This window comes from Paractinoplanes ferrugineus, assembly GCF_016862195.1.
GTDB classification, from domain to species: Bacteria; Actinomycetota; Actinomycetes; order Mycobacteriales; family Micromonosporaceae; genus Actinoplanes; species Actinoplanes ferrugineus.
Window position 1 is genome coordinate 76,111 of the sequence record NZ_BOMM01000047.1, and the last position, 12,926, is coordinate 89,036.

Genomic DNA, 12,926 nt, shown 5'->3' on the forward strand with positions numbered 1-12,926 from the left:
GTTGCTCCCTATCCGGTCCGGCCGGGACGCCAGCTCGCGCCCAGCGCCCGTTCGTCGAAGATCGCCTGGTCCATGGTGCGCACGTCGGCGGCCACCTCGACCGGCCAGTCCAGCAGCTTCAGCACGTCGGTCTCCCGATCGACGCCGGGCGCCACCTCGATCAGCACCAGGCCGCGCGGACCCAGCTCGAAGACGGCGCGTTCGGTGACGTACAGAATTCGCTGCCCGCGCCGGCGCGCCTCGGCAGCGCTGAAGGTGATCTGGTCGACGGCCGCGACGAACTTGCGGTTGCGGCCCTCGTGCGACAGCACGAGGGCGCCATGGCCGGGGGTGGCGACCAGTCCCCCGGCGGTGAACGTCCCGCAGAACACCACGGTCGACGCGTTCTGGGAGATGTTGACGAAGCCGCCGGTGCCGATCACCCGGCTGCCGAACTTCGACACGTTGACGTTGCCCGCACGGTCGATCTGGGCGAAGCCGAGGAACGCGATGTCGATGCCGCCGCCGTCGTAGAAGTCGAACTGCGACGGCTGGTCCAGGATGGCGTCCGGGTTGGTGGCCACACCGAAGATGACGCCGCGGGCCGGGACCCCGCCGACCAGGCCCTGCTCGATGGTCAGCGTGAAGTGGTCGGACCAGCCCTCCTCGGCGGCGACCGCGGCCACCCCGTCGGCGATGCCGACGCCGAGGTTGACCACGTCGCCGTCGCGGATCTCGGCCAGCGCCCGGCGGGCGACCACCTTGCGCTGGTCCAGGGGGAAGACCTCCAGCGAGCTCAGCGCCGCCTTGAGCTCGCCCGAGAACGCCGGGTTGTACGCGTGGGTGACGACCTGGCGCTGCTGGGGGTTCACCACCACCACGTCGACGCAGATCCCCGGCACCACGACCAGCCGCGGGTCCAGCGAGCCGCCCCGGGCGACCTGCTTGACCTGGGCGATCACCAGCCCGCCGCGGTTGCGGGTGGCCTGGGCGATGGCCAGCATCTCCAGTCGGGCGCCCTCCTGCTCGAGGGAGATGTTGCCGTTCTCGTCCGCGGTGGTGCCCCGGATGAAGCAGACGTCGAGCCCGAACGAGGGGTAGAAGAGCCACTCCTGACCGCCGAGTTCGACGACCTGGACGATGTCCTCGGTGGTGACGTGGTTGAGCTTGCCGCCCTCGACCCGGGGGTCGCAGAACGTGCCGATGCCGACGTGGGTGACCACGCCCGGGCGCCCGGCGGCGATCTCCCGGAACAGCTGGCTGAGCACCCCCTGCGGGAAGTTGTACGCCTCGAACGCGCCCTGGTCGGCCAGCTCGCTCATCCGGGGTGCCATCCCCCAGTTACCGGCGATGATCCGCCGGGCCAGGCCCGGCTGGGCCAGGTGGTCCATGCCGCCACCGGCCCGGTCCCCGATACCGGTGGTGTGCACCAGCTGCAGCCCGGCCGGGCCGGCGGTCTCCCGGAACCGGCGGCCCAGCGCTTCGAGCAGCAGGTCGGGTTCGAGCAGCCCGCCACCGGAACCACCGATCGCGAGCGTGTCTCCCGGCTGGATCCGGGCCACCGCCTCGTCGGCGGTCATGAATGCCGGGCCGCCGCGGACCCGGCGCGACGCGGTGCCGCTCACAACATCACCCCGCCCCCGTTGAGGTGCATCGTCTGCCCGTGCATCAGTGCCGCTCCCGGGCCGGCCAGGAAGACCACGGCCGGGGCGATCTCGTGTGCCTCGCCGAGCCGGCGGGTGACCAGGTCCCGGGTTCGGGCGTCGACCCAGTCCGGGGTCTTGTCCGGGGCGATGAACGGGGTGTCCACCGGGCCCGGCGCGATGGCGTTGACCCGGATCGCCGGGCCGACCTCGCGGGCCAGCGCCCGGGTCAGACCGACCACGCCGGCCTTGGCCGCGCAGTAGCTGACGAAGTCGTGTGCGCCCTTGAAGGCGAGCTGGCTGGACATGTTGATGATGACTCCCTCGCCACGGTCGAGCATGCCGGGCAGGACGTGCCGGCAGGTCAGGAAGACACCGGTCAGGTCGGGTTCGACGGTGCGCCGCCAGTCGTCCAGCGTCATCTCGACGAAGGCGGTGGCCTTCTGGTAGCCGGCGTTGTTGACCAGGACGTCGACCCGGCCGACGGCGGCCACCATGGCTTCGACCTGGGCCCAGTCGGTGACGTCGGCGTCGACGGCGAGCGCGTCGACGTCCTGCCGGCGCAGCGTTTCCACCGCTTCGGCGGCCTGTTGCGGCTGGCCGAGGTGGTGCAGGGCGACCCGGGCCCCCGCGGCGGCGACGGCGGCGACGATGTGGCTGCCGAGTCCGCCGAGGGCGCCGGTGACCAGTACGGTCCGGCCGGCCAGGACGCCGGTCACCGGGCGTACCAGGCGGCCGCCGCGGTGCGGCTCAGCTGCACGGTCTTGAGTTCGGTGAAGAACTCCATGCCCTCGCGGCCGAACTCCGCCGCGTAACCGCTGTCGCGGCGCCCGCCGAGCGGGATCTCCGGGAACGCGTCGGTGGAACCGTTGATCCAGACCGTGCCGGTGCGCAGGGCGAAGGTCAGATCGAACGCCTCGGTCACGTCGTTGGTCCAGACCGAGGCGGCCAGACCGAACTGCGAACGGTTCGCCCGGCGGACGACCTCTTGCAGGTCCGTGTACGGCTGGACGACAGTGACCGGGCCGAACAGCTCCTCGCGTACTCCGTGATTGGTGTCCTGGTCGGTCCAGAGGACCGTGGGGGCCAGGAAGGGGGCAGCGACCGTGCCGGGCACCTGTGCCGCCCGGCCGCCGGCGACGATGCTCGCGCCTTCCGCGACCGCCCGGCCGACGCCGGCGAGGACACCGTCGTAGTGTGCCGCCGAGACCAGCGGTCCCATCTCGGTGCCGGCGTCGTAGGGGTCGCCGAGTTTGAGCGTCGCGGCCCGCGCGGCCAGCCGGGCGGTGAGGTCCTCGGCGACGGTCGCGTCGGCGAGGATGCGCGATCCGGCCACGCAGACCTGGCCCTGGTTGAAGAAGGACGCGAACAGCAGGCCCTCGACGGCCTGGTCGAGGTCGGCGTGGCGGGTGACGATCACCGGGGTCTTGCCGCCGGCCTCCATCGCGACCCGCTTGAGCCGCTGGGAGCCGGCCGTCGCGGCGATCCGGCGGCCGGTGGTGGTGGACCCGGTGAAGCTGATGACGTCGCTGTCCGGATGGGCCACCAGGGCGGCGCCCGCGAGACCGTCGGCGACGACCACCGACAGGACGGACGGGTCGAGGCCGGCCTCGTAGAGCAGGTTCGCCACGGCCAGGGTGCTCAGCGGGGTGAGCGGGCTGGGCTTGGCGACGACCGTGCACCCGGCCGCCAGGGCCGGCGGGAGCTTCTGGCCGAGGATCCCCATCGGGAAGTTCCACGGGATGATCAGCCCGGCGACCCCGGCCGGCTCCCGCACCGTGAAGGCGAACACCTGCGGACCGATGTCGCGCAGCGTCCGGCCGTTGATGTCGCGGGCCAGCCCGGAGAAGTACTCGAACGCGTTGACCGTGGCGGCCACCTCGCCGCGGGCCTCCCGGATCGGTTTGCCGGTCTCCAGCACCAGCATCTCGGCGAACTGCTCGGCGCGCTGCTCCAGCAACAGGGCCGTGCGGGCCAGGACCCGGGCGCGGTCCCGGCCGCCGGCCCGGCCCCAGGCACCGTCGTCGAAGGCGGAGCGGGCGGTGGCGACGGCCGCCTCGACGGTGCCCTCGCCGGCGTCGCCGCCGTGGAAGAGCACGGTGCCGGTGGCGGGGCTGATCCGGGAGCTCATCTCGGTGTCGGCGGCGACGCCCTTGCCGGCGATGAGCGAGCCGATCACCGGCACGTGGTCGCGTTCGGCGACGACGGCGGCTCCGATCAGGTCGGTCCAGCTGGTCATGACGAGACTCCGATCTTGCGGGCGGCTTGACGGTCGAGGAAGTCCTGTTTGCGGCGGCGGGAGGAGTCGAGGCCGGCGGTGTAGGAGGCCATCGCGGGCTCCAGCGGCAGATCGCTGTCGAAGCCCGACAGGACCTGCTTGGCCAGGGCCAGGGCGGCGGGTTCGCAGGCGGTGAAGCAGTCGACGACCCGGGAGAGCTCGGCGCTCAGGTCGCCGTCGGCGGCGACGGCGGTGACCGCCCCGAGGGCGGCCGCCCGGACACCGTCGATCAGTTCGCCGGTCAGCAGCAGGTGCCGGGCGGTGCCCAGGCCGGCCACGTCGATCAGCCGGGCCAGCCCACCCCAGGCGGGCAGGTTGCCCAGCCGCAGCTCGGGGAAGCCGATCAGCGCGTCGCCGGCGGCGATCCGCAGGTCGCAGGCCAGGGCCAGCTCGAAGCCGCCGCCGATCGCGGTGCCCTCGATCAGCGCGACGCTCGGCACGTCCAGCGCGGCGACCGCGGCGAACGCGTCACGGCCCAGCTTCGACAGCTCCGCGGCCAGCGGGGCGCTGGGCGCGACCCAGTCGCCGATGTCGGCTCCGGCGCAGAACGTGCCGCCGGCCCCGCGGACCACCACGGCCCGGACGTCGGTGCGGCCGGCGAGTCGCCCGGTCGCGTCGAGCAGCGACTCGAGCATCTCGCGGTCCAGGGCGTTGCGTTTGCGCGGGCGGTCCAGCAGCAGGGTGGCCACTGAGCGGTCGTCGACATCCAGGGTCACTGGCATGACGTCCTCCTCTTGGTGGGGGTGGGTGGGGTCAGGCCCGGCGTTTGGTCAGCTGGTCCACGACCAGGGCCAGGATGATCGCGGCACCGACCGCGACCTGCTGGTAGAACGCCTGCACGTTGAGCGTGGTGAGGCCGGCGGTGAGGGTGGCGATCAGCACGGCCCCGAAGGCGGCGCCGACCATGCTGGCCTCGCCGCCGGCGAGCTTCGTGCCACCCATCACCGTCGCGGCGATCGCGGTCAGCAGCAGGTCGCCACCGAGCGTCGGGTCGGCCGCGCCGAGGCGGGCGGTCAGGATCGCGCCCGCCAGTCCGGCGGTGCCACCGGCGACGACGTACGCGAGAGCGGTGTTGCGGCCCACCGCGATGCCGGCCAGCCGGGCCACCTCGGAGTTGCCGCCGATGGCGGTCAGGTATTCGCCGAAGGTGGTGAACTTCAGCACCAGCGCGGCGACGACGGTCAGGAGGATGAACAGCAGCACCGGGATCGGGATGCCGGCCACGCCCCCGGCGAGCACGTCGGAGAACGGCACGGGGATGCCGTAGACGGCCTGCCCGCCCGCGATGATCAGGGCCAGGCCGGCGAAGATGCCCATGGTGCCCAGCGTGATGATGAACGGGGTGATCTTCGTGATGGTGATCAGCAGGCCGTTGACCAGACCGCAGAGCGCACCGATCGCGATGCCGCCCAGCACCGCGACCACAGCCGGCAGGGAGTGCGACAGCAGACCGCTGCACACCGCGGCGACCGCGACGACCGAGCCGATGGATAGGTCGATGCCGCCGGTCAACAGGACGAAGGTCTGCCCCAGGGCGAGGATGCCCACCACGGCCGCCTGCAGCAACACGTTGATCATGTTGCCGCCGTCCAGGAAGAACGGGCGGGCGATGCCGAACCCGATGCCCAGCACGACGATCACGCCGAGCAGGCCGGCCTGCCGGGCGATCCGGCCGGCGAAGTCACGGGCCCCCGGGCCACGCCCGGCGGGCGGCAGGGTCTCGGTCACCTTCTCGAGCGTGCTCATCGACGAGCTCCTTTTCTCATTCAGCGGCGGCATGGTGAACCACGGCCTCTTCGGTGGCGTCTTCGCGTGGTAGCTCGGCGACGATCCGGCCGCGGCGCATGACAAGCACCCGGTCGCTCATGCCGAGCACCTCAGGCAGGTCGGAGGAGATCATCAGAATGGCTTTGCCCTGGTCGGCGAGGTCTCGCATCAGCGTATGGATCTCGCCCTTGGCGCCGACGTCGATGCCCCGGGTCGGTTCGTCGAAGATGAAGATCTCGCTGTCGGAGAGCAGCCAGCGGCCGAGGACGACCTTCTGCTGCGTGCCGCCGGACAGCTTGCCGACGACCATCTCCGCCCGCATCTTGGTGTTCAGCGGGCGCAGCACGTCCTCGGTCATCGTGTTCTGGCGTCGGCGATCCAGGAAACCGAACCGGGTCGGCGGCTTCAGCAGGGTGGCGTTCGAGGCGGTGGTCATCCCGAGCACCAGGCTCTGGTGCTTGCGGTCCTCGGTCAGCAGCGCGATCCCGGCCGCGATCGCATCGCCGGGCGTGCGGATGGCGGCCGGTTTCCCGGCCACGTGGATGGTGCCCGAGCTGGCCCGGTCCGCGCCGAAGATCACCCGGGCCAGTTCGGTGCGCCCGGCGCCGACCATCCCGGCCATCCCGACGATCTCGCCCCGGCGCAGGGTCAGCGACACGTCGTGCAGCACGCCCGGCCGGCAGATGTTCGCCACCCGCAGGATCTCCTCGCCGGCCGGCTTGGCCGAGGGCGGCACGCCGATGGCGGCCAGGTCCCGGCCCACCATCAGCCGGATCAGATCCGGTTCGCCGGTGACCTCGGCGCGGGTCCGGGAGGCGACGAGCCTGCCGTCGCGCAGCACGGTGATCCGGTCGGAGAGCTCGAGCACCTCCTTGAGCCGGTGCGAGACGTAGATGATCGCCTTGCCGGCAGTCCGCAGGCCCTCGATGATCCGGAAGAGCCGCTCGCTCTCCTGCGTGGTCAGCGAGGCGGTCGGTTCGTCCATGATGATGATCCGGGCGTCCACGCTCAGGGCGCGGGCCAGCTCCACCATCTGCTGATGGGCGACGCTGAGCTGCCGCACCGGGACGTCGGCACGGGCATCGAAGCCCAGCCGGGCCAGGGATTCCCTGGCCCGGCGGCGCGCTTCGGCCCAGTCGATGACCCCGGCGGTGGTCCGCTCCCGGCCCAGCACCACGTTCTGCACCGCGGTCATCTGGGGCACCAGGTTCAGCTCCTGATGCACCATGGCGATGCCCGCCCGCATCGCGTCGGCCGGCTGGGCGAAACGGGCCGGCTCGCCGTCGATCCGGATCTCGCCCGAGTCGGCCGGCTGCACCCCGAACATGATCTTCAGCAGGGTGGACTTGCCGGCGCCGTTCTCGCCCAGCAGGGTGTGCACCTCACCGGGGAACACCGTCATGGCGACGTCCTGCAGCGCGTTGACCCCGGGGAAGGTCTTCGTGATCGCGTTCAGTTCGAGGACCGGTGAGCGGTCGGACATCTCGTGCTCCCGCCTACTTGTAGAGGGTGGTCAGGACCTGGCCCTGCGGGTCGTAGAACTGGTCGACCGTGTCCTTGGTGATCAACTGGGCCGGGGCGACGACCCACTGCGGGACCTTCTGTCCTTCGAGCAGGCGGACGGCGGACTCGACCGCCCAGAAGCCCTCGTAGTACGGCAGCGGGCTGACGGTGGCGGTCATCGAGCCCGAACGCACGCCGGCGACGGCCTCCGGGACCCCGTCGGTGCCGACCACGGCGATCTTCTTGCCGGACGCCTGGACCGCCTTGGCCACCCCGATCGCCATGGTGTCGTTGTTGGCGTAGATGCCCTTGAGTTCCGGGTACTGCCGGATGATCTGCTGGGCGGCGGCGTAGGCCTTGTCCGCGTCCCAGTCACCCGGGACACTCGCGACGAGCTTGAGTTTGGTGTCCTTGGCGACACCCTCCTTGAAGCCCTTGATCCGCAGGATGGCGGCGCTGGAGCCGGCCTGGCCCTCGATCTGGGCGACCTGCCCGCCGTCCGGGAAGAGCTTGGTGAACTCGGTGGCCGCCTGTTCCCCGTCGAGGGCGTGGTCCGGCCCGACGTAGGTGGTCGCCGCGATCCGGGCATCGTCGACGTTGACGATCGGCGCGCCCTGACCCTGCATCTGGCCCAGCGCCGGGGTCAGGTTGGAAGTGCTCTCCGGGGCGACCACGTACGCGTCGTACTTCTGCCCGACCATGGTCTGCGCGATCGTCAGCTGCTCGGTCTGGGCGGCCTCACTGCTGGCGGCCTGCACCGTGATCTCGACGCCGAGCTGGGAGCCGGCCGCCTGGGCGCCTTTCTGGATGCCCTGCCAGTACTGGTTGGTCAGCGACTTGAGGATGATCGCGATCCGGTACTTTTTGGCCGGCTTCACCTCACCGCCGAGCGAGGTGTTCAACTGCACGCCCTCGACCTGGGTGACGCCGTCCTTGTCACTGCCGTAGGTGTATTTGGCGCTGCTCGGGTCGACCTGGCCGCCGGTGGCCACCTCGCTGGCCGAGCTGCACGCGTTCAAGGTCAGGGCGGCGGTCGTCGCCAGGGCGACGGCGGCGGCACCACGGGAGATCCTCATTGTCCGGGGTCCTCTCTACTGATGGTTCCGGAGGTGTGGGGGGAACGTCGAGAATGGTGTGAAACCGGTTTCCTATGTGGTCAAAAAAAAGATCGATCCGGTGCGTCGTCGTCTTTTTCGCCAGCCACGCAGCCGCAGGAACGGCGGATGACGAGTTCGGGTTGCAGGACAGTCCGCTCCGGCGGAGCGGGAAGCTGGACGGTGTCGGCGTGCCGGGCCCGGATCCGGCCGGCCAGCACCTCGGCCGCTTTCCGGCCCACCGCCCGCGCCTTGCTGTCCACAGAGGTCAGCCCGACACCGGAGAGCCGGCCGACCCAGACGTTGTCGAAGCCGACCACGGCCAGCTCCTGCGGCACCTCGATCCCGCGGCCGGCGCAGAACTCCAGGACCTCGATCGCCATCCGGTCGTTGGCCACGAAGACCGCGGTCGGCGGATCCGGCAGAGTCAGCAACGCGGTCATCGCCTCGGCGGGGTTCCCGCTCGCCACCAGCCGCTCGTCGCCGTCCAGACCGGCATCCGCCATCGCCTCGCGGTAGCCCTCGATGCGGTACCGGAACGGCACGACGTCGGCCGGCCCGGCCAGGTGGGCGATCCGGCGGTGCCCGTGGCCGAGAAGGTGCTCGACCGCCTGCCGCGCGCCCGTCAGATTGTCGATCACGACGGTGTCGGCGAGGGTGGTGTCCAGGCCGCGGCTGGCCAGCACGACGTCGACGTCGGTGTCGACCAGGCGCGAGACCTCGGCGTCGTCCATCGTCACCGCGGCCATGATCAGCCCGTCCACCCGGCGCTGCAGCATCGACCGGACCAGGGCGGCCTCCTTGGCCGGCTGCTCGTCGGTGCTGCCGAGCAACAACGTGTACTCACTGCCGCCGAGGGCCTCCTCGACCCCGGCGATCAGCTCGGGATAGAACGGGTTGGTGATGCTGGCGACGATGACCCCGATGGTGTCGGTGCGGCGGTTCGACAGCCCCTGCGCGATCGCGTTGGGTGCGAACTGAAGATCCTCGATGGCCTTGGCGATCCGCTCCCGGGTCTCGCTGGCGATGTAGTAGTTCTTGTTGCCGCCCAGGAACTTGGAAACGGTCGCCTTCGACACGCCGGCGGCGGCGGCGACGTCACTGATCGTGGCGCGCTGCCCTGCAGGCCGGGACGACGGAAACCGGTTTCTCATGGGCCGAAGTATTGCCGTCATGTAAATCACATGTCAAGAGCGTTGCGGAAAAGTTTCGGCGCTCCCCGGTAACCCTCGCCGGGCCGCCACTCGGCCGCGAGCGGCGGCCCGGCGCGCGTTCGCCCGCGCAGCCCACCACGAGTGTAATTTTGCACTCCCTGTGCACTTGTTTGGGCTGACCGATGACCCTAGCGTCGGGACCATGTCACGACCATGGACGCTCGCCGTCGCCCGAGACGATCTGCGACAGACCACGATCGCCGCCGGCGACCCGCCGCAGCTCAGTGACGGCGAGGTTCTGCTCCGCGTCGCCCGCGTCGGTCTCACCGCCAACAACGTGACCTACGCGGTGCTGGGCGAGGCGATGAGGTACTGGGAGTTCTTCCCGCCCGAGCCGCGAGGGCTGAGCCGCCGATGGGGTCTGCCGCCACTGTGGGGTTTCGCCGACGTGGCCGCCTCAGCGGTCTCCGAGGTACCGGTGGGACTGCGCGTCTACGGCTACCTCCCACCCGCCAGCCATCTGGTGGTTCGGCCGGCCCGGGTGGACGGCTCCGGTTTCCGGGACGCCAGCACCCACCGGGCCAATCTGCCGACGCCCTACAACGCCTACCGGTCGACCAGCGGCGACCCGGTCTACCGGGCCGACCAGGAGGACTTGCTCGTGCTCTTCCGGCCGCTGTTCTACACCGCGTTCATGCTGGCCGACCAGCTGACCGACAACGACTTCTACGGCGCCGGACAACTGGTCTTCTCGTCGGCATCGAGCAAGACCGCCTACGCCGCGGCGCTGCAGTTGCACGGACGAGGCCCGCGCGTGGTGGCACTCACCTCACCCGGGAACGTCGCGTTCACCCGATCGCTCGGCTGCTACGACGAAGTTCTTCCCTATGCCGACGCCGGTGACCTCGCCGTGCTGCCGACCGTCTATCTCGACCTGTCCGGCGCGCCGGCGACCAGGGCGACGCTCCGCGAACGACTCGCTGACCAACTGATCCGCGACATCGCGGTCGGCCTGACCACTCAGGTCTCGAACGCCGCCACGGCGGGCGAGGTGTTCTTCGCCCCGGTCCAGATCCGTAAACGCCGCCTCGAATGGGGTAACGACGGCCTGGAGCAACGATTCGCCGAGGCGTGGCGCCACTTCACCGTCGCGGTCCTCCCCCGGCTCGAAGTCCATACCGAAGACGGGCCCGACGCTCTGCGGCAGGCGTGGCAGGAGGTTCTGGCCGGCCGCACCCCCGCCCACGTCGGGCGCGTCGTGACCATGTGAGCAGTCGCCCGGCGGCCGGTCACCCACCGGCCGCAAGTCGCCGCACAGCTCCAGAGACCAGTCAAACCGGTGGTCGGGCTCGTGGTCGTCGCACTGGACGCCAGGTCCGGTACAGGCACGCTGATCAGTTCTCCAGGCTGGAACGTGGAATCCAACCCGTTACCGACGGCGCCGACTCCCATGATCGAGTGGTCCGCCGATAGTGGCGAATCACGGAAATCATGAGAATGATGACGGCCGGCCCGAAGATCCAAGGAAGTCGGGCCATGTGCAGGGGCAGGAAACGGTAGGTCAGCAAGAGCGCGGCGAAGACGAGCGCACCATGGACGGCCGTCTGCATTCCCGATCGGTCCCAGCCGCGAGCCTGCGAGTGCAGAAAGATCTCGATGGTGAGGGCGAATACCACACCGGCGACGATGTCCACACCGTAGTGATAGCCGAACCCCAGGGTCGCACCGAGCGTGGCGATCAGCCAGAAGGTCCCGGCGAATCGTAGAGCGCGTGGGCTTCGACGAGAATGAATGAAGATCGCGGTGGCCCATGCGGTGTGCAGACTGGGCATGCAGTTGCGGGGAGTGATCTCGTCGAACGGCATGTGACGCGGAGGGCCGATCGATGGTGGGACGTCCGGCCAGAGGTTGGCCATGGCCCAGTGCCCGCCGTGCACGCCGTACGCGAACACTGGTCCGACCACAGGGAACAGCATGTAGATGCCGGGCCCGAGAAGTCCTATGACCAGAAACGTGCGCACCAGGTGATGGCGCGGGAACGCCCGCTCCTGCGCTACGCCACGAAGCTGGTAGATCGCGATGACAACCGCAGCCACCGCGAGTTGTGTGTAGACGCCGTTGAGCAAGTGGGTGCCGACCGTACCCGTGGCCCGGACGATCCGGCCCACCACCCAGGACGGATTGCCCAGCGCGTGGTCGGCGGTCGCCACGTACTGGTCGAGCACTGCGGGGCGGGTCTTCGCCGTGATGAGCAACCAGGTTTCCCCGGTTTTCCGGGCCGCCGCCAGCAGCAGAGCCAGCCCGACGCCTTTCAGCAGCAGGATTCGTTCCTGGCCGGTGCGTCGGGTCAGGGCGATGAACGCGTGGGCCGCGATCACCCACAGCGCACCGTTTCCGAAGGTGAGCCTGGCGTCGGCGAACCAACGAACCAGGAGGAAGGCGGCATCTATCCCGATTGCCGCGCCCAGTGAGATGACTCTTTGGCGTCGGGTGAGCACCACCATCATCAAGGCCAGACTGGCGTACAGCGGGAAGCCCGACTTAGGGGGGAATATGAACTCTTCCGCCTGCTTGGTGACGGGTCCGGGCAGGCTGTAACGACGTGCCGTGAACTCCAGCGCGGCAAGAAAGCCGAGACCCACGATGCCCCAGATGACCCACTGAAAAAATGGGCGTCGGCGCCACGGAGTCTGGTCATCTGTTCGGGAAAGTTCCCGCGATGTCATGAGTTTCAAGATCTTACCGATTGCTAGTTTCCGGTCGATGGGTTGCTTCTCGTGCCACGGCAGCGGTTTGCCGTGACCCGCCGGCGATCTGCGGGACTGTTCAGGTGGTTTCCGCCCGGCACCCGGCTCAGGTCAGCCTTGTCCCCGAGCAGTCGGAGCCTGGGGCGGCGACGATGCGGCCGCGTCCGCACGCACCTGAACGGTCACGATCCAAGGTCATCGCCATAAGGCCGGTCATCGTAGCCGAGTGCTGCACCCGGCGGCGACGGTTCTCTCGCTCGCAGCGCCTGCCCCGGGGACCCGGCGGGACTTCAGGACGACGGCAGTCGTCGGCGCCGGCCCGGCGGGCCTGGTCGCCGCGCTCGGGGCAGCAGGCTCGCGGGCGAACATCACCCGGCGCTCGTCGCGTCCTTCGCCGCCGGCCCCGGGCGGGACGCCGCGTTCAGTCAGCTGAGGGAACTGACTTCGCAGGTCGGCGAAGACCTGGCGGTAGCCGTCACGGCCGTGCACGAAAGCGCGGCAGACCGGCACTTCCAGCACGGCCACCAGGGAGTCCTCCTCGGCCGAGAGGAACAGGCCGCTGGTGGCCCAGTCGTGGGGCGACTGCTCGTAGTCGCCGTCCGGAGGCGCCGGCACCTCGGTGCGGGATGGCCGCGCCCCGGTCGAGCACGCTCCACCAGTGGCCGGAGTCGTCGAAGGGCGGTGGAGCGATCGGGCCCGGTGATCTGGCCGCTCGACCCGTTGTTGTCGAGCGGACCCGCGCCGCCGCTGTGGGACGAGCT

The 12,926-nt window shown here is 70.2% G+C and carries 11 protein-coding genes; 1 reads left to right on the forward strand and 10 read right to left on the reverse strand.

Translation table 11 applies throughout. The annotated features are described in order from the left end of the window. Nucleotides 1-8 precede the first annotated feature (8 nt). The 8 genes from Afe05nite_RS24775 to Afe05nite_RS24810 all read right to left on the reverse strand — a co-directional run bounded on the left by Afe05nite_RS24775 (nt 9) and on the right by Afe05nite_RS24810 (nt 9,418). Nucleotides 9-1,604 carry an acyl CoA:acetate/3-ketoacid CoA transferase gene (locus Afe05nite_RS24775; protein WP_203819587.1) on the reverse strand — a complete coding sequence of 532 codons (1,596 nt, stop codon included), beginning with the start codon at nt 1,602-1,604 and terminating at the stop codon, nt 9-11. Next, the gene (locus Afe05nite_RS24780) at nt 1,601-2,341 is read right to left on the reverse strand and encodes an SDR family NAD(P)-dependent oxidoreductase (protein ID WP_203819588.1); all 741 of its coding nucleotides are present in this window, start codon (nt 2,339-2,341) and stop codon (nt 1,601-1,603) included. The genes Afe05nite_RS24775 and Afe05nite_RS24780 overlap by 4 nt, the downstream gene beginning before the upstream one ends. After that, nucleotides 2,338-3,861, reverse strand: coding sequence for an aldehyde dehydrogenase family protein (locus tag Afe05nite_RS24785; protein ID WP_203819589.1), 1,524 nt, complete (start codon nt 3,859-3,861; stop codon nt 2,338-2,340). The genes Afe05nite_RS24780 and Afe05nite_RS24785 overlap by 4 nt, the downstream gene beginning before the upstream one ends. Continuing rightward, nucleotides 3,858-4,622: an enoyl-CoA hydratase/isomerase family protein gene (locus Afe05nite_RS24790; RefSeq protein WP_203819590.1), complete on the reverse strand. Its 765-nt coding sequence runs from the start codon at nt 4,620-4,622 to the stop codon at nt 3,858-3,860. Before Afe05nite_RS24790 ends, Afe05nite_RS24785 begins: the two co-directional genes overlap by 4 nt. A 31-nt stretch (nt 4,623-4,653) precedes the next feature. Beyond that, nucleotides 4,654-5,646: an ABC transporter permease gene (locus tag Afe05nite_RS24795; protein ID WP_203819591.1), complete on the reverse strand. Its 993-nt coding sequence runs from the start codon at nt 5,644-5,646 to the stop codon at nt 4,654-4,656. 16 nt (nt 5,647-5,662) lie between these two features. Next, a complete protein-coding gene (locus Afe05nite_RS24800) occupies nt 5,663-7,150 on the reverse strand; it encodes a sugar ABC transporter ATP-binding protein (RefSeq protein WP_203819592.1) in 1,488 nt (495 codons plus the stop codon). A 13-nt stretch (nt 7,151-7,163) separates the two neighbouring features. Next, on the reverse strand, nt 7,164-8,246 hold the full coding sequence (locus tag Afe05nite_RS24805; protein ID WP_203819593.1) for a sugar ABC transporter substrate-binding protein: 1,083 nt from the start codon (nt 8,244-8,246) through the stop codon (nt 7,164-7,166). A gap of 80 nt (nt 8,247-8,326) precedes the next feature. Further along, a complete protein-coding gene (locus Afe05nite_RS24810) occupies nt 8,327-9,418 on the reverse strand; it encodes a LacI family DNA-binding transcriptional regulator (RefSeq protein ID WP_203819594.1) in 1,092 nt (363 codons plus the stop codon). Nucleotides 9,419-9,620: 202 nt separating this feature from the next. Here Afe05nite_RS24810 and Afe05nite_RS24815 point away from each other — a divergent pair, with 202 nt between their 5' ends. After that, a complete protein-coding gene (locus Afe05nite_RS24815) occupies nt 9,621-10,688 on the forward strand; it encodes a DUF2855 family protein (RefSeq protein WP_203819595.1) in 1,068 nt (355 codons plus the stop codon). 124 nt (nt 10,689-10,812) lie between these two features. Here Afe05nite_RS24815 and Afe05nite_RS24820 read toward each other — a convergent pair whose 3' ends face one another. Together Afe05nite_RS24820 and Afe05nite_RS24825 are read right to left on the reverse strand one after the other, a co-directional pair. Further along, nucleotides 10,813-12,144, reverse strand: coding sequence for a phosphatase PAP2 family protein (locus Afe05nite_RS24820; RefSeq protein ID WP_203819596.1), 1,332 nt, complete (start codon nt 12,142-12,144; stop codon nt 10,813-10,815). 234 nt (nt 12,145-12,378) lie between these two features. After that, complete coding sequence (locus Afe05nite_RS24825; protein WP_203819597.1) at nt 12,379-12,780, reverse strand: hypothetical protein; 402 nt, start codon at nt 12,778-12,780, stop codon at nt 12,379-12,381. Nucleotides 12,781-12,926 lie beyond the last annotated feature (146 nt).